A 19,722-nucleotide genomic window follows, 5' to 3' on the forward strand; every position below is an offset into this window, starting at 1 on the left:
AACAGGCGCGGAATGTTACATCGAAGGCATAGAACGGGCGAAGAAGGACAGAACGGTATATGTGATGTCCGTTTTACTTGCTTCTATTGAGTTTCGGAAGCCCAATATGGACGTCGCGGCCACCTACCCGATCGGCTGTTCACGAAAGGCATTCGGGTCGTTCCGCCAACCCAAAGGTCGGGCATGCTCATGGATCGGCTCAGGACCGGGTTCGACGCTTGGGAGCCGTCCGCCGTGCGGAAGCCACTCGCCGTTCCACAGCGCGTCGAAAACGTACCCGTCCAGCTCGGACGTGTCGGCCGGCGGGCGGCTTCCGGCGTACCCGGGACGTCGTCAGACGGCGGCGAGGACCGCCGCCTCCACCCGGGCCCGGGTGGCGTCGTCGGGCCACCCGCCGACGAGGTAGAAGGCGTCCACGACGTCCGCGCCGAGGGTGGAGATCCGGGCGGCGCGGACCTGGGCGCCCGCCTCGTCCAAGGCGCAGGTGACCCGGTAGAGCAGGCCGGCGGCGTCGGCGGCCCGCAGCTCCAGCACGACCGCGTCGGTGGCCGCCTCCCGGTGCCACACGACCCGGGGCGCCGCACCGGCACCGCGGGCGGCGAGAGCCCTTCCCCGCAGGCGCTGGGTCACCGACACGTCGCCGGTCACCGCCCGGCGCAGGTCGGCGGTCAGCGCGATCGGGTCGGGCGCGAGGCCGTACCGGGGCTGGACGCGGCACTCGACCAGCGCCCGCCCGTCGACCGTGGAGGCGTCGGCGGAGATCACCTCGAGCCGGTGCAGGGCCAGGCAGCCGGCCACCGTCGCGAGCAGGCCCCGCCGGTCCGCCGCGGCCACCGCCACCCGGTCCCCCGTCACCTGTACGACCGGCAGCGGGCCGGCCAGCAGCACCGGGTCGGGAGCGGGCGGCTCGGGCAGCACACCCGTGTCCAGCGTGGTGCGCACCCGGGCGACCAGCTCGGCGACCAGCCGCCCCTTCCAGTCCGACCAGGCGGCCGGCCCGGTCGCCGCCGCGTCGGCACGGACCAGGGCGTGCAGCAGGTCGAGGGTGGTCGTGTCGCCGACCTTTCCGGCCACCCCGGCGATCGTCTTCGGGTCGGCGAGGTCACGGCGGGTCGCCACGTCCGGCAGGAGCAGGTGCAGCCGGACCAGCGTGCCGATCAACGCCACCTCGTGCTCCGGCAACCCGATCCGCGTGGCCACCGCCTCGGCGAGCGGCGCGCCCACCGTGCTGTGGTCCCCGGGGAGTCCTTTGCCCGCGTCGTGCAGCAGGGCACCGAGCAGCAGCAGATCCGGCCGGTCCACCTCGCGGGTGTGCCGGCTGGCCTCGTACGCGGTCTGCACCAGGTGCCGGTCGAGCGTGAACCGGTGCACGGGGTTGTGCTGCGGCAGGCTGCGCATCCGGGTCCACTCGGGCAGCCAGCCGTCGACCAGCCCGTACCGGTCGCAGGTCTCCCAGGCCGGCACCAGGCCGGGGCCGGCGCCGAGCAGGGTGATCAGCGCGGCGCGTGCGTCGAGCGGCCAGGGTGCCGGCAGCGGCGGGCAGTACGCGGCCAGCCACTCGCAGGTGGCCCGGGCGATCGGCAGCCGGGTGGTGGCCGCCGCGGCGGCGACCCGCAGCGACAGGCTCGGGTCCGGGCGCGCCCCGATCGCGGTCCGCGCGAGCACCAGCTCGCCGTCGTGCTCCACCACGTCCCGGGCGACGGGGCGGCGGAGCGGGCGGCCGTCGGCACCCCGGCGACGGCCGGCGCGGAGGCGGTCGGTGGCCCGGAAGGCGTCGTCCACGGCGTGGCTGACCGTCCGGGCGTCGCTCGCGACCCGGCGCAGCAGCGCGTCGCCGTCGTCGACCGCTTTCGGCCCCGCGTCGGCCTGGAGCTGGCGCAACCCGAGCAGGGCGGCGACGCCGTCGCGTTCCTGGGCGAGGAGCCGGTCCACCCGGCGGCCGACCTGGGTGTGCAGGGCGTCCCGCGTGTCGAGCAGCCGCAGGTGGGCGGCCCGGACCGCGGGGCGCAGCGCGTCGGTGATGCCCGCGATGGCGATGGCACGCAGGATGCCCACGTCCCGCAGGCCACCGGCGGCCTCCTTGAGGTCGCCTTCGAGGAGGAAGGCCAGCTCACCGTGCGTCTCCCAGCGGGCGGCGGCGATCTCCCGCAGCCCGGGGAGCTGCCGTACGGCGGTGCGCCGCCAGTGGTCGGTGGCCGTACGGGTCAGCTGCTCGGCGAGCGCCTCGTCGCCGGCGACGTACCGGGCGTCGAGCAGCCCGAGGGCCACCTTGACGTCGTCCTGGGCCACCGAGAGCGCCTCGGCGACCGTCCGCACCGAGTGGTCGAGCCGCAGCCCGGCGTCCCAGACCGGGTACCAGATGCCGGCGGCCAGGTCGTCCACGCCGGGCACCCCGGCGTGGAGCAGCAGCAGGTCGAGATCCCCGTACGGGGCGCACTGCCGCCGCCCGAGCCCGCCGACGGCGACGAGGGCGACGCCCTCGCGGGCCGGCAGCAGTCCCCGCAGCCAGGCGTCGAACGCGTCGGCGCGGGCGGCCCGGGCCGCAGCCCCGATCCCGCCGGGGACGCCGACGACCCCGCCGACCACACCGTCCGCGTCGCCGTTGCCGGGGTGTCCTGACGCGGTGGTCGTGGTCGACGAGCTCATCGAGCGGTGTCTCCTACAGGGCGTCGAGGCCGCGCTCGCCGGTGCGGACCCGGACGACCTCCTCGACCGCGGTGACCCACACCTTGCCGTCACCGATCTTGCCGGTCCGGGCGGCGGCCACGATGGCGTCGACGATCTTCTCGACGTCCATCTCGTCGGTGAGCACCTCCACCTTGATCTTGGGCAGGAACTCGACCGTGTACTCGGCACCCCGGTAGACCTCGGTGTGCCCCTTCTGCCGGCCGTAACCCTGGACCTCGCTGACGGTCAGGCCGGCAACGCCCAGGGCGTGCAGGGCCTCCTTCACCGCGTCCAGCTGGTACGGCTTGATGACCGCGGTCACCAGCTTCATGTCCAACCCCTCCATCCCAGGAACGTTAACCGGCGACCTTCTCGTTGACCGGCCCGGCGCCGGACTCGGCCGGCGCCGCCGGCTCGTCCACCGCCTTGCCGCCCGGGGTGAGCCCCGCCATCGCGAACGCCCCGCCGGAGCTGCTGCCCGTGGTCGGCGAGAGGTCGTACGCGCTCTCCGCGTGCTCGGCGACGTCGATGCCAGCGACCTCGTCCTCGGCGTCGGCACGCAGGCCGATGATCGCCTTGACCGCGAGGGCGATGAGCGCCGCCACGGCGAACGAGTAGACCGACACGATGCCGCTGGCCAGCGCCTGCCGCCCGAGCTGGGTCAGCCCGCCCCCGTAGAACAGGCCCTCACTGCCGCCGAGACCCTCGATCGCCGAGTTCACCTGGAGGGTGGCGAAGAAGCCGATGGAGAGCGACCCGATCCAGCCGGCCACGAAGTGCACGCCCACCACGTCGAGGGAGTCGTCGAAGCCGAGCTTGTACTTGAGGCTCACCGCCCAGGCGCAGACCGCACCGGCGATCAGGCCGAGCAGCACCGCCGGCAGCGGGGCGATGAAGCCGCAGGCGGGAGTGATGGCGACCAGGCCGGCGATCGCACCGGAGGAGGCGCCGACCAGCGTCGGCTTCCCGTTGCGCAGCCACTCCACCACGATCCAGCCGAGCACGCCCGCGGCCGTGGCCACCTGGGTGTTGACGAAGGCCACCGCCGTGGTGCCGTCGACGGTCAGCTCGCTGCCGGCGTTGAAACCGAACCAGCCGAACCAGAGCAGGCCGGCGCCGAGCGCCACCAGCGGCACGTTGTGCGGCTTGAAGCTCTCCTTCGGCCAGCCGATCCGCTTGCCGAGCACCAGGACCAGGCCGAGCGCGGCCGCACCGGCGTTGATGTGCACCGCCGTGCCGCCCGCGAAGTCGAGGGCCTTGATCTTGGCACCGATGAAGCCGCCACCCCACACCCAGTGCGCCACCGGGATGTAGACCAGGGTGAACCAGGCGAACGCGAAGAGCAGCCACCCGGAGAACTTCAACCGGTCGGAGACCGCGCCGCTGATCAGGGCCACCGTGATGACGGCGAACATCATCTGGAAGACCATGAAGACGTACGTCGGGATGCCGGTGCTCGCACCGAGGAAGAGCCACTCCTCGCCGATGAAGCTGGTCTCGGTGCCGAGGTACTGGGTGAAGCTGCCGATCACGTTGTTCAGGCCGGCGTTGTCGTTGACGCCGAACGCGAGGGTGAAGCCGTAGATGACCCAAAGAACAGAGATGAGCCCGATCGCGGAGAAGCTCATCATCATCATGTTGAGCACGCCCTTGGACCGGTTCAGACCGCCGTAGAACAGGGCCAGACCCGGCGTCATGAGCAGCACGAGCGCAGACGACAAGAGCAACCAGGCGGTGTTGCCGGTGTTGATCTCCACGCTGCCTCCTCTCGGTGTGGAAGTCCTCCCTCCGACTGAGACCTGGCAGCATCGCCCGTCAGCCGGTTGCGCGGAAGCTTCGTCCCCGGCTGTTTCGCCCAAGGCCCCCGACCGGTTTCCAGTCGGTGACGGCTTGTTTCGGACGTGTGACGAAACCCGCACAACCGCCGGTACGGACGGGGGTGGATCGGCTGCCCGGACGGGCGTCGATGGCTGTCCGCCCGTGCGGCGCCGCCGGTCGCGCGCCGGGGCCGGCGCAGCCGGGCATGGCCCTGTGAGCCAGGCCGCTAGTGCAGGGCGGACTCCAGGGCCTGCCGCTCGTAGTCGAGCAGCCGCAGGTCCCGCATCGGCCGGCGCAGGTGGCCCTTGTGCACGATCCGCACGAACGCCGGCTCACCGGCGGCGGCCATCCGCCGGATGCCCTCCACGTGGTCGACGATCCGCTTCCGGATGGTGCGGATCAGCCGGTGCCGGTCGCGCGGGATGAGCCCGTACGCGTCGGCGAAGAGTCGCAGGCGGCGCGGCCGGTCGGGGCGCTTCCAGCCGAGGGTGATCGAGTCCCGGTCGGAGAAGATCGGTACCCAGGTCCAGGCCGCGTACGCCACGTCGTAGATGCGCGCGCCGGGCGAGGCGAGGTCGAAGTCGATCAGCCCGAGGGTGCCGTCGGGACGCCAGATGACGTTGTGCGGGGCGGCGTCGTGGTGGCAGATCACCTCGGTGTCCGGCGGCGGGGGCCCGAACGAGCGCCACACCGCTCCCGGCGGGGGAACGAAGCCGTACTGCGCGTCGTGGAACATGCGCAGCATCGTGGCCACCGTCACCAGCGCCTCGTCGGTGACCCAGTGCGGGGCCAGCGGGTACTCCCCGCACTCCCCCTCCAGGTACGACAGCACCTCCCGGTTGCGCTCGTCCATGCCGAGCGCGCGGGGGGCACCGGTGAACCCCACGTACTCCAGGTGCCGCAGCAGGGCGTGCACCGAGGGGGTCCACGGGCCGGCGTTGCGCCGTACCGTGTCCCCGACCCGGACCACGGTGCTGACGTTCCCGCCGTGCAGCGGGATCTCCTGCGAAGTCACGTACGGTCTCCCGAGGCGGGGTGCCGGGTGGTCGGGGTCGCGCCACCCGACGTAGGCGCGATCGTCGGTCGTCACTGCGAGATTACGCGTCCCGTCCGGGGGCCTCGGTGCCCAACAGCGCGTCGACGAACTGCACGGCGTCGAACGGCGCCAGGTCGTCCTTGCCCTCGCCGAGCCCGACGAGCTTCACCGGGATGCCCAGCTTGCGCTGCACGGCGATCACGATGCCGCCCTTGGCGGTGCCGTCGAGCTTGGTCAGCGCGACACCCGTCACGTTGACCGCCTCGGTGAAGACCCGCGCCTGCTCCAGCCCGTTCTGGCCGGTGGTGGCGTCGAGGATCAGCAGCGTCTCGTCGATGGGGCCGTGCTTCTCCACCACCCGCTTGACCTTGCCCAGCTCGTCCATCAGGCCGACCTTGTTCTGCAGGCGGCCGGCGGTGTCGATCAGGACGGTGTCGACGCCGGTCTCGATGCCGCGCTTGACCGCGTCGAAGGCCACGCTGGCCGGGTCGGCCCCCTCCGGGCCGCGGACGGTCTCGGCACCGACCCGACCGGCCCAGGTCTCCAGCTGGTCGGCGGCGGCGGCGCGGAACGTGTCGGCCGCGCCGAGGATCACGCTGCGACCGTCCGCCACCAGCACCCGGGCGATCTTGCCGCAGGTGGTGGTCTTGCCGGCGCCGTTGACGCCGACCACCAGCAGCACGGCGGGCACCCCGTCCTTGGGCGCGGTGTTCAGGGACCGGTCCAGGCTCGGGTCCAGGGCGTTCACCAGCTCGGCGGCGAGCAACGCGCGCAGCTCGCCGGCGGACCGGGTGCCGAGCACCCGGGTCCGCTCCCGCAGCCGGTCGACGATGTCCCGGGTGGCGTCGATGCCGACGTCGGCGGTGATCAGGCTGTCCTCGATCTCCTCCCAGGTGTCCTCGTCGAGGTGGTCGCGGCTGAGCAGACCGAGCAGGCCCTTGCCGAAGACGTTCTGCGAGCGGGACAGCCGGGACCGCAGCCGGACCAGCCGGCCGGCGGTCGGTTCGGGCACCTCCAGCGGGGGCGCCTCGATCACCGGCGGCTCGACCAGGATGCCGGTGGACACCTCCGCCTCCGGCGCCAGGACGGGCGGCCCGGCGAGATCCTCCTCGGCGCGGGTCTCGACCTCCCGCGGCAGCGGCGGCTCGGGACGCCGGCGCAGCTTCGGCACCACCAGCCCGAGGGCACCGAGGATCAGTACACCGAGCAGAGCGAGTGCGATGAGGAGGTATTCCGTCATGCCGAAATCCTGTCAGACGACGGCCACGGCGTCTTCACCACCGCACCCCCCGGCGCGCTCGGATCCGGCGGTACGCTCGGTGGCAGCCTGCAGTGGTGCGACCGCCGGCCGGGTAGTAAGGATGAAGCTCGCTCACCTCGGAGGTCCGCCATGCCCGCCGCACATCTGCTCGTCGGTCCGCTGCTGCGGCGGGTCGTCGACACGCGGGCCACGATCTGGGTGGAGACCAGCGGGCCCGCCGTGGTCACCGTCCGCACGGCCGACGGCGCCACCGGCACCGCACCCACCTTCTCGGCGTACGACCACCACTACGCGCTGGTCGTGGTGTCCGGTCTCACGCCGGCCGCCGCCACCACCTACGAGGTGCTGATCGACGGCGAGCTCGCCTGGCCGGAGCCGCGCGGCCACTTCCCGCCCAGCGTGATCCGCACCCGCGCCGCCGACGACCACGACCAGCCGGTCCGCCTGATCTTCGGCTCCTGCCGGGAGACCACGCAGCACGCCACCGCGCGGCGGCTGCCGCCGGACGCGCTCGACGCGTACGCCCGCCGGCTGGCCGCCGACTTCGACCCGGCGGCCCTGCCGGACCTGCTGGTGCTCCTCGGCGACCAGGTGTACGCCGACGAGACCTCGCCGACCGTGAAGCGGCTGCTCAAGCGACGCCGGCGCCGGCCGAAGGGGGCGCCCGCCGACCAGGTGGTGAGCTTCGACGAGTACACCAAGCTCTATCTGGAGTCGTGGCGCGACCCGGAGATCCGCTGGCTCCTCTCGACCGTGCCCAGTGTGATGATCTTCGACGACCACGAGATCATCGACGACTGGAACACGTCCGCCACCTGGCGGGCCGACGCGCGCGCCCAACCGTGGTGGGCGGAGCGGATCGGCAGCGGGCTCGCGTCGTACTGGGTCTACCAGCACCTCGGCAACCTCTCCCCGGACGAGATCGCCAACGACCCGGTGTACGCGAAGGTGACCGCCGCCGAGGACGCCACCGGCGTGCTGCGCGAGTTCGGTCACCGGGTCGACCAGGAGTCCGACCTCGCGCACGACACCGAGCGGTGGCGGGCCGTGCAGTACCAGTGGAGCTACGCGCTCGACCTGGGGCGGACGCGGCTGGTCATGCTCGACAACCGGTGCAGCCGCGTGCTGGACCGGGGCCAGCGGGCGATGCTGCCGCCGGGCGAGTGGTCGTGGTTCGTCGACCAGGCCCACGGGACGTACGACCACCTGGTGGTGGGGTCCTCGCTGCCCTGGCTGCTCCCCCCGGGCATCCACCACGTGGAGTCGTGGAACGAGAAGCTCGCCGACTCGCGCCGGGGCTGGGTGGCGCCCCTCGCCGAGAAGCTGCGTCGCGGCCTCGACCTGGAGCACTGGGCGGCGTTCCGCCGGTCGTTCGAGGCGCTCGGCGCGCTGTTCGCCCGGATCGGCAGCGGCACACCGGCCGAGCCCGGCGCACGGGTCGGTGCCGGCCCCGCGTACGCGCCACCGGCCTCGATCAGTGTGCTCGGCGGGGACGTGCACCACTCGTACGTGGCCCGGGCCCGCTTCGCCGACCCGGACGTGGTCACCCCGGTCCACCAGCTCACCTGCTCCCCCATCCACAACCAGGTGCCGGCGGGGCTGCGCCCGCTGATGCGGCTCGGCTGGTCGCCGGGCCCGGCCGGGGCCACCCGGGCGCTGGCCCGGACCGCCGGGGTGCGCCGCCCGTCGGTGCGCTGGAAGAAGCTGGCCGGCCCGTACTTCGGCAACGCGGTGGCCACCCTCGTGCACGACGGCCGCACGGCTCAGGTGACCATCGAGGGCACCACCAGCGACGGTCACCTGCGTCCGGTGATGCACCACCGCCTGACCGGCGACCGGTGAGGCGACCGCCGTACGCTCTATCACCGTGGACGAGCACCCCCCGGAGACCGTACGGGCGGTCGAGCACGAACTGACCGCCCTCCTGCGCCGCAGCCGCGCGGTGTCCTGGGATATCGCCCGGGAGGTCCACCCGAACCTGGAGCCGAACGCGTACGGGCTGCTGCTGTGGCTGCGCCGATCCGGCTCGATCCGGCTCACCGACCTGGCCGGGCGGCTCGGGATCGGCAAGGGCACCCTCAGCCGGCAGATCAACGGGCTGGAGACCATCGGGCTGGTCCGGCGCGACCCCGACCCGACCGACCGGCGCGCCTCCCAGCTCAGCCTCACCGAGGAGGGGCAGCGCCGCTTCGACACGGCCTCGGCCGCCCGCCTGGAACGGTTCCGCGAGACGCTGAGCACCTGGTCCGGGCAGGACGTGGAGACCTTCGCCCGCCTGCTCAACCGCTTCAACGAGACGTACTTCTGAGGTGAAAGGAAGGGCCCCTTGTAAACGCCTGGCGTTGTAAAAGGGTCCCTTCCTAACGCCGAACACCGCGCGAGGCGGTAATCGGGTCGCCGCGTGTCGGACCCGGACGCGAGGATGGCCGGCATGACCTGGAGAGCACCCGAGATCGACCGCCGGCACGAGCCCTTCCTCGGTGACGAGCGCACCATGCTGGAGGGCTGGCTCAACTACCACCGAGACACCTTGCTCCACAAGTGCGCGGGGCTGACCGCCGAGCAACTGCGCACCGCGAGCGTCGAGCCGTCCGCCCTCAGTCTGCTCGGGCTGGTCCGGCACATGACCGTCGTGGAGCGGGCGTGGTTCCGGCAGCGCTTCGCCGGCGAGAGCCTGCCCGAGCTGCACGACTGGGCGGCCGATCCGGACGCCGAGTTCACCACCGTGGCCACCGCCGACCCGGAGGCCGACTTCGCCGCTTTCCGGGCCGAGATCGAGGCCGCCGACGCGGCGGCCGCCGGCCACGACCTCGACGAGGAGTTCACCCTGCGCCGCCGCGACGGCAGCGAGCACCGGATGAACCTGCGCTGGATCTACGTCCACATGATCGAGGAGTACGCGCGGCACAACGGCCACGCCGACCTGATCCGCGAACGCGTCGACGGCGCGACCGGCGACTGATTCACCGATCCGGCGAGATCCTGGACGGCTTCGGGACCGTCCAGGATCTCGAACAGGTCACTCCGCCGGTGCCAGGGCGGCGCGCAGGTAGCGCAGGTCGCCGGGGCCGCTCCAGCGGTGCGCCGACAACCCGGCCACCCGGGCACCGGCGACCGCCCGGTCCTCGTCGTCGACGAACAGCACCCGGGACGGCGGGGTCTCCAGGGCCTCGCAGGCCACCTGGAAGTACTCCTTCGCGGGCTTGTGCACGCCGACGACCGAGGAGTTGACCACCACGTCCAGCTCGCCGGTGAGCCCGAGCGCGGCGAGGTCGGCGTCGAGCACGTCGGTGGCGTTGGTGCCCAACCCGACCCGGATCCCGTCGGCCCGCACCTCGCGGATGAACGCCAGCACGTCGGGGTCGACCTCGCCCCGGTAGCGCTGCCACTCGTCGACCGCCGCCCGCGCCCGCTCCGCACCGACCGACGGCGTCAGCGCGTCGGCCACGCTGGCCATCCAGTCGGCGTGGCTGACCTTGCCGGTCAGCACCGGCTGGAGCAGACCCCACGACATGGCGATCTCCCCGAGCACACCCTCGGTGAGCCCGTACTCCCGCTCGACGCCGGCGACCACCGCCGGGTCCCAGCGGCGCAGTACGCCGTCGAAGTCCACCAGGAGCGCCGTGGCGCGTTCCCGACTCACTCGTTGTTCTCCTGCCCGTCGTCGGCCCGGTTGAGCCGCTGGCTGATCACCTGGGTGACCCCGTTGCGCATGGTCACGCCGTAGAGGGCGTCGGCGACCTCCATCGTCCGCTTCTGGTGCGTGATGACGATCAGCTGGCTCTTCTCCCGCAGCTGCGCCAGCAGCGTGATCAGTCGGCCCAGGTTCACGTCGTCGAGCGCCGCCTCCACCTCGTCCATGATGTAGAACGGGCTGGGCCGCGCGCGGAAGATCGCCACGAGCATCGCCACGGCCGTCAGCGACCGCTCACCGCCGGAGAGCAGCGACAACCGCTTGATCTTCTTGCCGGGCGGCCGGGCCTCCACCTCGACGCCGGTGGTGAGCAGGTCGTCCGGGTCGGTGAGCACGAGCCGCCCCTCGCCGCCGGGGAACAGCACGCTGAAGACCTGCTCGAACTCCCGGGCGGTGTCGGCGAAGGCGCTCGCGAAGACCTCCAGGATCCGGTCGTCCACGTCCTTCACCACGGTGAGCAGGTCGCGCCGCGTGGCCTTCAGGTCCTCCAGCTGCTCGGAGAGGAACTTGTACCGCTCCTCCAGCGCCGCGAACTCCTCCAGCGCCAGCGGGTTCACCTTGCCGAGCAGGGCTAGCTCCCGTTCCGCCTTGGCGGCGCGCTTCTCCTGCACCGCCCGCTCGTACGGGACCGGCTCGGGCACCGGCACGCCGTCGCGTTCCGCCGCCGCCACGTCGGCGTCGGTCGGCGGGACCGGCTGGTTCGGGCCGTACTCGGCGACCAGCGTCGCCACGTCGAGCCCGAAGTCCTCGGCGGCCTTCGCCTCCAACTGCTCGATCCGCAGCCGCTGCTCGGCACGGGCCACCTCGTCCCGGTGCACCTGGCTGGTGAGCCGTTCCAGTTCGGCGCCGAGGCGCTTCGCGGCCCCGCGTACCTCGGACAGCTCGGCCTCCCGCGCGGCGCGTTCGCGCGCCACGGCGTCGCGGTGCTCCTCGGCCTGCGCGATCGAGGTGGTGAGCCGGGTCAGCGCTTCGCGGGCCCCGCCGGCGACGGCCCGCGCGATCGCGGCGCCGCGGGTTCGCGCCGCCCGCCGCGCCGCCGCGCGCTCCCGCGCGGCGCGCTCGGCCGTCGCCTGCCGGCGCAGCGAGTCGGCCCGGCCGGCGATCGAGGAGACCCGCTCCTCGGCGGTACGCACCGCGAGGCGCACCTCCATCTCGTTCTGCCGGGCCCGGGGCACCATGGCGGCGAGCTGGTCACGCTCCTCGGTCGACGGTTCGGCGTCGATCGGCGTGGCCTCGGCCAGCCGCAGCCGCTCCTCCAGCTCGGCGAGGGCGGCGAGGTCCCGTTCGCGCGCCGCCTCGGCGCGGGCCCGGGACTCGCCGAGGCGCTCGGTCTCGCCCTTGGCCGACCGTGCGGCGGCGCCCAGCTCGGCGAGCCGGCGGGCGGCCGCGTTGCGGTGGCTCTCCGCCTCCCGCTTCGCGGCGGCGGCGTGCTGCACCGCCTCCTTGGCGGCCGCCACCTCGGCGCGCGCCTCGACCAGCTGCTCCCGCAGCTCGGCGGCGGTGCGCTCGGCGGAGGCGCGGTTGGTCCGGGCCTCCTCGACGGCGGCCTGCACCTCGATGTAGCTGGGCGCCTTGGCCGACCCGCCGGCCGCCGCGTACGCCCCGAGCACGTCACCCTCCGGCGTGACCGCCCGCAGCTCCGGGTTGCCGGCGACGACCTCCGCGGCGGCGGCGAGGTCGTCGACGAGGACGACGTCGCGCAGGGCCCGGTGCACGGCGGGCCGGATCTCGGCCGCGCACTCCACCAGGTCGGGTGCCCAACGGGCCCCGTCCGGCAGCTTGGGACGCAGCGTGTCGGCGGAACCGGCCATCCCGGGCCCGGCGGGGCTGCCGACCAGCAGGCCCGCCCGGCCCGCGTCGGCGATCTTCAGCATGCGCATCGCCTCGACGGCCTCGTCGACCCCGCTGACCGCGACCGCGTCGGCGAGACCGCCCAGCGCGGCGGCGAGCGCGGCCTCGTTGCCGGGCGCGACGGTGAGCAGCCCGGCGAGGCTGCCGAGCAACCCCGGCACCTCGTCCGCGCGGGCCAGCAGCGCCCCGGCGCCGTCCTTGCGGCGCAGGCCGAGGGCCAGTGCCTCCTCACGCGCCTTCCAGGTGGCGGCGTCCTTCTCGGCCGCCCGCTCGGCGTCGCTCAGGGACCGGACCGTCGCCTGCGCCTTCTCCTGGACGGCGACCGCCTCCGCGTGCCGGGCGTCCAGGTCGGCGTTGTCCCGGTCCGCCTCGGTGGACTGTTCGGCGACGGCGTCCAGCTCGGCCTGCGCCCGCTCGGACCGCGCGAGGGCGTCGGCGTGCGCGGCGGCCAGGCGTCCGATCTCCTCCCCGGCGGTGGCGGTGCGCGCCCGGGCGGAGTTCACCTGCCCGGTCAACCGGGCCAGCCCTTCCCGCCGGTCGGCGATGGCCTTGGCCGCCGCGACCAGCTCCCGCTCGGCGGCGGCCAACTGGCGCTCCAGCTCCTGGCGGTGCTCCACCGCCTCGGCCAGCCGGATCTGGTCGTCGGTGAGCGCGGCGCGCAGCTCCTCCTCCTGCTCGCGGACGCGCTCCGCCTCCGCCTCCAGCTGGTCCGGGTCGCGGCCGGGCCGCTCGTCGTCCGGCGTGGCGCTGAGGTGGCGCAGCCGCTCGCGGGCGAGCTGCTCGATCGAGCGGAACCGCTCCTGGAGGGCGGACAGCTTGTACCAGGTGTCCTGGGCGGCGGCGAGCAGCGGCGCGTCCTCGGCGAGGGCGGCCTCCAGCTCACCGAGGCGGGCCTGCACCTCGGTGTGCTCGGCCTCGACCTGCTCGCGCCGCTCGCGCAGCGCGGTCTCGTCGGCGATCTCCTTGTCGAGGGTCGCGCGCAGTGTGGCGAGGTCGTCGGCGAGCAACCGGAGACGGGCGTCCCGCAGGTTGGCCTGGATCACCGCGGCGCGGCGGGCCACCTCCGCCTGCCGGCCCAGCGGCTTGAGCTGGCGGCGCAGCTCGGCGGTGAGGTCGGTGAGCCGGTTCAGGTTGGTCTGCATCGCGTCGAGCTTCCGCAGCGCCTTCTCCTTGCGCTTGCGGTGCTTGAGGACGCCCGCGGCCTCCTCGATGAACGCGCGCCGGTCCTCCGGCTTGGCGTGCAGCATGCCGTCGAGGCGGCCCTGCCCGACGATGATGTGCATCTCCCGGCCGATGCCGGAGTCGCTCAGCAGTTCCTGGATGTCGAGCAGCCGGCAGGAGTCGCCGTTGATCTCGTACTCGCTCTCGCCGGAGCGGAACATCCGGCGGGTGATCGACACCTCGGTGTACTCGATCGGGAGCGCGCCGTCGGTGTTGTCGATCGTGAGGGTCACCTCGGCGCGGCCGAGCGGCGCCCGGCCGGCGGTGCCGGCGAAGATGACGTCCTCCATCTTGCCGCCGCGCAGCGCCTTCGCGCCCTGCTCACCGAGGACCCAGGCGATGGCGTCGACGACGTTGGACTTGCCGGAACCGTTCGGACCCACCACGCAGGTGATGCCCGGTTCCAGCTTCAGCGTCGTCGCGGAGGCGAAGGATTTGAAGCCCTTCACCGTCAGGCTCTTGAGATGCACCTTCTCGATCCTCGTCCGGTGGCCGCCGTACCGTCGCCGGCTGCGCGGACCTGGTGAACCCGCAGACTAACCCGCCAGCGGTGACCATCCCGCACTCGACCCGCCTGGAGCCGCGCCGGCCGGCCGTGCCCGTTCACGTTTCGGATGCGCAACCGACGATTTCCGCCGTACGCGCGTGGTTGCGGCCGGGAACGGGGGCCGGCGTCCGCAGTCACCGCTTCGACCGGGCGGACGAAAATGGTGCGCACAGAGCTGCGCGCCGGCACATTCGTGTCGGCGCGCCTTTTCGCGTGGTGCGATTCAGTTTTTGCGTACCCGGTGGATCAGGTCAGCGCGGGCTCGGCGATACGGAGCAGGTCGTCCGCCTCAGCCGCAGCCGCCGCGAGCCGATCGTTCTCGGCACGCAGCCGCGTGATCTCGAACTCCAGTGCCTGAACCGTGGCACGCAGTCGGGTGACCTCGTCGAGCAGGCGCCGGTCGGGCGCCGCACCTACGTGGCCGTACAGGGCCTTCGCCATGCTGACTCCTTGATATGCGCTGCCGGAATGGCCGGCCAACGCGCGCCCATTCGTACGCGGCTGTCAACCCAGGCGATTCTGGGCATGAGCGGGCGCGACTGGCGACACCTATATATTGAGCCGAAACCCCCTCCTTCGTCAAGTTCCCGCAGGCCGTAGATCATCTCTACGTCGACCTGTCCACTTGTCGGGGGGCTGCCATACGGCGCGGACACGCTCTGTCCGGACACCTTTACTGTACGCCCCGGATCTCCGGAAGTCCCTACCTCGCCGTCCCGGTTCCCCTTAACTCTTTCTTAGCCACGTTGCCGCAGGTCGCGGCCGACACGTAGCGTCACCCCGGCCCGCAACCGACCCGTGGAGGCTAGAGGCGTGTACGGCTGGAACGACCCGATCGACCCAGACGGCGCCGCCCGGCGACCCGAGCCGGCGGACGACGAACCGGCCTGGCTGACCGAGCGGCCCGAGCCACGCTCGGCCTACCTGTTCGGCGACGACCCGAACCGGCCGGCGGACGAGTGGCAGCGCGAGCAGCCGACCGCGCGCTGGCAGCCCGAGCCCGCCCGCCACGACGCACAGCCCTGGCAGCCGGCCGACGCCACGTACCGGGACGAGCCCGCGCAGCGCTGGGACCCCGCCCCGACCTGGCAGCGCGAGGAGCCCACGGGCGGCTGGCGGCAGGACGACCCCGCGACGTGGCAGGGCGAGCCCACCACGACCTGGCAGCGCGACGAGGCGTCGAGCGGCTGGCGGCACGACGAGCCGGCCGCGGGCTGGCAGCAGGAGGAGACCGCCCCGGCCTGGCAGCGCGAGGAGACCGCCGCGGGTTGGCAGCAGCACGGTGTCACCGCGGGGTGGCACGGCGCCGAGGCCACCGGTGGATGGCAGCACGAGGAGCCGACCGGCGGCTGGTCGGCCACGCCCTCCGGGCCGTACGCCGGTGAGCAGGCGACCGGCACGCTGCCGGCGGTCGGAGCCGACGAGTCCCCGGCCGACGGCGGGCGACGGCGCCTGCGGCGTCCGCTGCTGATCGGCGGCGCCGCCGCGGCGGCCACGCTGGTGGTCAGCCTGGGCGCCGGTGCCGTCGCGTTCTCGGGCGGGGACGACGCCAGCCCCGCCTCGGTGGCGGACGACACCGTCGCGGCGGCCCCGGCCCTGCCCGGGACCGGCGAGACGCCGGCCGACGCCCTCGCCCCGACCGGCAGCCCGAGCGCGTCGCCGACGACCGCGAAGCCCTCCCCCTCGGTCACGGCGAGCCGCAAGCCGACGCCCGCGCCGTCGCGGACCACCGCGCCGTCGCGCCGGAGCCCCGAGCGCAGCACGGCCCCGAGCAGCTCCACCGGCAGCGGAGTCAGCGCCCAGGCCCGCGAGGTCGTGAACCTGGCCAACGCCGAGCGCGCGAAGGCGGGCTGCGGCGCGTTGAGCATCGACGACAAGCTCATGACCGCCGCCCAGCGGCACAGCCAGGACCAGGCCGACCACCAGAACATGTCGCACACCGGCAGCGACGGCAGCGACCCGGGTGACCGGATCGACCGGGTCGGCTACGAGTGGCGCACGTACGGCGAGAACGTCGCCTGGAACCAGAAGACGCCGGCCGCCGTGATGGACGCCTGGATGAACAGCCCCGGCCACCGGGCGAACATCCTGAACTGCGCCTTCACCGAGATCGGCGTCGGCATCGCGAGCAGCAACGGCCCGTACTGGACGCAGGTCTTCGCCGCCCCGCGCTGAGCCGGATGTCGACGTCCCGGCGCGACGCCGGGACGTCGACGCGTACCGGACGCGAGTCGTCGTCGGGCCGTCCTCGTTTGACCGGGTGAGGTGCGCCGCGGTGGCGCACCCGCCCGGGCGGCGACCGGCCGCCCGCGACCTGCGGAGCTGCCGATGCGGATCCGGCCGCCGACGCGCGCCGTCGGGCGCGGCCTGCGCCGGGCGCTGCCGGCAACGGTCGCGTTGCTGCTCCTGACCCCGGTGTACGCGTGCCGCGTGGAGGTGGCCCGACCGGACGCGGCGACCACCTGGCCGTCGGACGCGGCTCGCCGGTGGCAGTGGCAGTGGCAGCTCAGCGGGGTGCTCGACCCGGCGGTGCCCGCGGACGTCTTCCTGCTCGACCCGGTCGCCACGACCACGGCGCAGACCCAGGAGCTGCGCGCCCGCGACCGGCGGCTGGTCTGCCAGGTGCACGTCGGCTCGGTCCGGCCCACCGATCCGGACGCGACCCGGTTCCCGGCGACCGTGCAGGGCGCGCCCGGGCGTCGGCCGCAGAGCCGCTGGCTGGACGTCCGGGAGTGGGACGCCTTGCGGCCGGTGCTGTCCGACCGGTTCCGGCTCTGCCGGGGCAAGGGCTTCGGGGCGGTCGCGATCGCCGACGCGGACGCGTACGCGCACCGCTCCGGCTTCCCGCTCGGCTTCGACGACCAGCTGCACTTCAACCGCCGGCTGGCCGACCTGGCCCGCTCGCTCGACCTGTCCCCCGGCCTGGTCAACGCCGTGCCGCAGGTGGCGGCGCTGGCGCCGGACTTCGACTTCGCGGTCAACGAGGAATGTGTCCGGCTGGGGGTGTGCGGCAAGCTGCTGCCGTTCGTGGAGGCCGGCAAGCCGGTCTTCCACGTCGAGTACGCCGGCTCCACCGAGGACTTCTGCGTCACGACGGTGGGCTACGGGTTCACCTCCATCCGCAAGCAGCGGGCACTCGACGCCTGGCGTCAGCCCTGCCCGGCCCCCTGACGCGTCGGGGCCGGGCCGCGTGCGGCGGCCCGGCCCCGGACGGTTCCTACGGTCAGTGTGCGCCGACCAGCTCCGGCGCGGGCGCCGGCGGGTCGGTCGGGGCCGGAACGGACCGGGCCCGCATGAACCGGGGTGCCCACCAGTTCCGGTCGCCGAGCATGGTCATCAGCGCCGGCAGCACCACCGCGCGGATGATCGTGGCGTCCAGCAGGATCGCCGCCGCCAGACCGATGCCGAGCTGCTTGAAGTCGATCGTGCTGAGCGTGGCGAAGATCGAGAAGACCCCGACCATCACGATCGCCGCGCTGCTCACCACGCCGGCCGAGGAGGTGATGCCGTGCGCCACGGCCTCCCGGTTCGACATGCCGGCCCGGATGCCCTCGCGGATCCGGCTGACCACGAAGACGTGGTAGTCCATCGACAGCCCGAAGAGGACCACGAAGAGGAACAGCGGCAGCCAGGTGACGATCGCGCCCATCGAGGTGAAACCGAGCAGGTCCTCGGCCCACGTGCCCTGGAAGACCACCACCAGCAACCCGTACGCGGCGCCGGCGGAGAGCAGGTTGAGCAGGATCGAGCTGAGCGCGATCACCACCGAGCGGAACGTCCAGACCATCACGAGGAAGGTGAGCGCCAGCACGAAGCCGATGACGAGCGGCAGCTTCTGCCGGATGTGCCGCTCGTAGTCCTCGCTGCCGGCGACGTCGCCGCCGACGGCGTACTCGACGCCGGGGAGCCCGCCGAGTGCGGCCGGCGCCAGATCCTCGCGGAGCTTCTCCAGCGACTGGGCCGACCGCTCGTCCCGGTTGGCGAACGGGGTCGCGATCCGCAGCACGGACACCCGCCCGTCGGCCGACACGCGGATCTTCGGGCCGTCCGCCTCGGTCGGCGCGAAGAGCGGGTCGGCGGACGCGCGCGCGGCCAGGTCGGTCAGCGCCGCCGTCACCCGCCCGGCCTCGGAAGCCGACGCCCGGACCGCCACCGTGTGGCTGGTGCCGTTGCTCGGGAAGGCCGCGGTGAGCCGGTCGTACGCCTGCATCGCCGGCGTGCTGCGGGGCAGGTCCTCCATGCCGGGGAACTGCAGCTTCATGCCGAGCGCGGGCGCGGCGAGGGCGAGCAGCAGCCCGACGGAGACGACCAGCGTCGCCACCGGCGCCCGCAGCGCCGGCTTCAGCACCGCCGGCCAGAACCGCGGCTTCGCGGGCGCGCCGTGCCGTCCGGTCCGCGGCGCGGTCAGCCGCCACAGCAGCGGCACCCGGGGCCGGTCCACCCAGCGACCCAGCTTGGCCAGCAGCGCCGGCAGCACGGTCAGCGAACCGATCACCGCGACCGCGACCACCAGGATCGAGCCGACCGCGAGGGACGAGAAGACCGCGTCGTTGACCAGCAGCAGCCCGGCCATCGAGATGATCACGGCGAAGCCGGACACCACCACCGCGTGCCCGGAGGTCTCCGCGGCGATCTCCACGGCGTCCAGCCCCGAACTGCCCTTCGCCCGCTCCTCGCGATCCCGGCGCACGTAGAACAGCGAGTAGTCCACGCCGACCGCCATGCCGATCAGCAGGATGACGCTCGCCGTCGTGTCGGTGGCCGGCACCAGGTGCGACGCGAGGGTGGAGAGACCCAGCGCGGCGGCCACCGAGGACAGGGCCAGCAGCACCGGCACGCCGGCGGCGATCAGCGCCCCGAACGCGACGATCAGGATGGCCAGCGTGACCGGCAGGCTGAGCAGTTCCGCCCGCTTGAAGTCCTCGCCGAGGGTGTCGTCCAGCGCCTTGTTGATCGACGGTCCCCCGACCTGCTCGACCCGCAGCCCCGGGTGCGCGTCCTGCACACCGGCGGTGGCGTCGCGCAGCGGCTGCACCCGGTCGGCGGCGGTCTCCGGGTCGCCGGACATGGTGATCGGCAGCAGCAGCGCCGAGCCGTCCCGGGCCGGAACCGGCTCACCGACCGAGGCGACCCCCTGCACCGCCCGCAACCGGCTCGCCGCGTCGTCGGCCGCCGCCTTGGCCGCCGTCATGTCCAAGGTGCCGCCGCGCGGCGTGATCAGGACGTTCTCGGTGGCCGGCTCGTCGAAGTCCCCGGACTCGACGATGACGACCGCCCGGCCCGACTCGCCGACCGCCTGGTCGGAGTCCTTCGCCTCGTTGAGGCCCGCCGCGTTCCCGCCGACGAAGCACACCGCCACGAACACCACCCACAGCGCGATCGCCCGCCACGGATGTTCGGCACTCCACCGTGCCAACCGCACCGTCACCGGTCTCGCCCCCATGCCGGATCCCCCTGTCACGTCAAACCCCTGTCAACCATGTCGACGCTAGGGATGTGACGAGGCGGAGACATCGGGGAACCGCCCCGGTCCGTCCCGGAACCGTCGCAGCGGCACGGGCGAGCCGCCGGGCAGGCCCGGCCGGCGGTTCCCCTGATCCATCCCGGACGGGCCGGGCACGGCACGC

At 73.4% G+C, this 19,722-nt stretch carries 14 protein-coding genes; 5 read left to right on the top strand and 9 right to left on the bottom strand.

The window, feature by feature from the left end; genetic code table 11:
• Nucleotides 1-333 precede the first annotated feature (333 nt).
• The 5 genes from HCJ94_RS02095 to ftsY form a co-directional block, all read right to left on the bottom strand.
• Nucleotides 334-2,646, bottom strand: a complete 2,313-nt coding sequence (locus HCJ94_RS02095) for a [protein-PII] uridylyltransferase (RefSeq protein ID WP_167999238.1) — start codon at nucleotides 2,644-2,646, stop codon at nucleotides 334-336.
• A gap of 13 nt (nucleotides 2,647-2,659) precedes the next feature.
• The gene (locus HCJ94_RS02100; protein ID WP_205800545.1) at nucleotides 2,660-2,998 is read right to left on the bottom strand and encodes a P-II family nitrogen regulator; all 339 of its coding nucleotides are present in this window, start codon (nucleotides 2,996-2,998) and stop codon (nucleotides 2,660-2,662) included.
• Between the two features lie 25 nt (nucleotides 2,999-3,023).
• Entirely contained in the window at nucleotides 3,024-4,424 is a 1,401-nt protein-coding gene (locus HCJ94_RS02105; RefSeq protein ID WP_167999240.1) for an ammonium transporter, read from the bottom strand.
• Between the two features lie 287 nt (nucleotides 4,425-4,711).
• Entirely contained in the window at nucleotides 4,712-5,575 is an 864-nt protein-coding gene (locus tag HCJ94_RS02110; protein WP_309227110.1) for an aminoglycoside phosphotransferase family protein, read from the bottom strand.
• 7 nt (nucleotides 5,576-5,582) lie between these two features.
• Nucleotides 5,583-6,761 (bottom strand): signal recognition particle-docking protein FtsY, encoded by a 1,179-nt coding sequence (gene ftsY / locus HCJ94_RS02115; RefSeq protein WP_167999242.1) that lies wholly within the window; start codon nucleotides 6,759-6,761, stop codon nucleotides 5,583-5,585.
• Between the two features lie 150 nt (nucleotides 6,762-6,911).
• Between ftsY and HCJ94_RS02120 the strand changes: the two genes are divergently transcribed.
• The 3 genes from HCJ94_RS02120 (at nucleotide 6,912) to HCJ94_RS02130 (ending at nucleotide 9,744) form a co-directional block, all read left to right on the top strand.
• Nucleotides 6,912-8,624 (top strand): alkaline phosphatase D family protein, encoded by a 1,713-nt coding sequence (locus tag HCJ94_RS02120; protein ID WP_167999243.1) that lies wholly within the window; start codon nucleotides 6,912-6,914, stop codon nucleotides 8,622-8,624.
• Between the two features lie 25 nt (nucleotides 8,625-8,649).
• The gene (locus tag HCJ94_RS02125; protein ID WP_167999244.1) at nucleotides 8,650-9,090 is read left to right on the top strand and encodes a MarR family winged helix-turn-helix transcriptional regulator; all 441 of its coding nucleotides are present in this window, start codon (nucleotides 8,650-8,652) and stop codon (nucleotides 9,088-9,090) included.
• Nucleotides 9,091-9,213: 123 nt separating this feature from the next.
• Entirely contained in the window at nucleotides 9,214-9,744 is a 531-nt protein-coding gene (locus HCJ94_RS02130; protein WP_167999245.1) for a DinB family protein, read from the top strand.
• 57 nt (nucleotides 9,745-9,801) lie between these two features.
• Here HCJ94_RS02130 and HCJ94_RS02135 read toward each other — a convergent pair whose 3' ends face one another.
• The 3 genes from HCJ94_RS02135 to HCJ94_RS02145 form a co-directional block, all read right to left on the bottom strand.
• Nucleotides 9,802-10,425, bottom strand: coding sequence for an HAD family hydrolase (locus HCJ94_RS02135; protein WP_167999246.1), 624 nt, complete (start codon nucleotides 10,423-10,425; stop codon nucleotides 9,802-9,804).
• Nucleotides 10,422-14,018, bottom strand: coding sequence for a chromosome segregation protein SMC (gene smc, locus HCJ94_RS02140; RefSeq protein WP_167999247.1), 3,597 nt, complete (start codon nucleotides 14,016-14,018; stop codon nucleotides 10,422-10,424). Before smc ends, HCJ94_RS02135 begins: the two co-directional genes overlap by 4 nt.
• Before the next feature lie 323 nt (nucleotides 14,019-14,341).
• Entirely contained in the window at nucleotides 14,342-14,536 is a 195-nt protein-coding gene (locus HCJ94_RS02145) for a hypothetical protein (RefSeq protein ID WP_130322629.1), read from the bottom strand.
• Between the two features lie 372 nt (nucleotides 14,537-14,908).
• Between HCJ94_RS02145 and HCJ94_RS02150 the strand changes: the two genes are divergently transcribed.
• Nucleotides 14,909-16,270, top strand: coding sequence for a CAP domain-containing protein (locus HCJ94_RS02150; RefSeq protein WP_167999248.1), 1,362 nt, complete (start codon nucleotides 14,909-14,911; stop codon nucleotides 16,268-16,270).
• 153 nt (nucleotides 16,271-16,423) lie between these two features.
• The gene (locus HCJ94_RS02155) at nucleotides 16,424-17,266 is read left to right on the top strand and encodes an endo alpha-1,4 polygalactosaminidase (protein ID WP_167999249.1); all 843 of its coding nucleotides are present in this window, start codon (nucleotides 16,424-16,426) and stop codon (nucleotides 17,264-17,266) included.
• A gap of 52 nt (nucleotides 17,267-17,318) precedes the next feature.
• Here the strand turns inward: HCJ94_RS02155 and HCJ94_RS02160 are convergent, their stop codons facing one another.
• Nucleotides 17,319-19,538, bottom strand: a complete 2,220-nt coding sequence (locus HCJ94_RS02160) for an MMPL family transporter (protein ID WP_167999250.1) — start codon at nucleotides 19,536-19,538, stop codon at nucleotides 17,319-17,321.
• Between the last annotated feature and the right edge of the window lie 184 nt (nucleotides 19,539-19,722).

The organism is Micromonospora thermarum (genome assembly GCF_012034245.1).
Taxonomy (GTDB): domain Bacteria; phylum Actinomycetota; class Actinomycetes; order Mycobacteriales; family Micromonosporaceae; genus Micromonospora; species Micromonospora thermarum.